The sequence below is a fragment of the Burkholderia sp. BCC1977 genome, assembly GCF_905339595.1.
GTDB lineage: Bacteria > Pseudomonadota > Gammaproteobacteria > Burkholderiales > Burkholderiaceae > Burkholderia.
Genome location: NZ_CAJPGQ010000200.1, coordinates 1 through 302, shown reverse-complemented (window position 1 = coordinate 302; position 302 = coordinate 1). Strand labels below are relative to the sequence as shown.

The window sequence follows — 302 nt, the reverse complement described above, 5'->3', positions numbered from 1 at the left end:
TTCCACGCGAACTCGACCGCGGCTGACAGCCAGGCACTCGGCACCGACTCGGTCGCCATCGGCCCGAATGCCGTCGCCAACAACGCCGGCGACGTCGCGCTCGGCAGCGGCTCGACCACCGCAGCCGCCAATCCGTCCTCCGGCGCCACCATCGGCGGCACGACCTACTCGTTCGCCGGCTCGAACCCGAGCAGCGTCGTCAGCGTCGGTGCCGCCGGCGCCGAACGCCAGATCACCAACGTCGCAGCCGGTCAAATCTCGGCGACCAGCACGGATGCAATCAACGGTTCGCAGCTCTACGC

At 69.5% G+C, this 302-nt stretch carries 1 pseudogene; it reads left to right on the top strand.

The features are described from left to right. Positions 1 to 302 (top strand): annotated as a pseudogene (locus tag U5771_RS35465) (hypothetical protein); the annotation flags it as partial.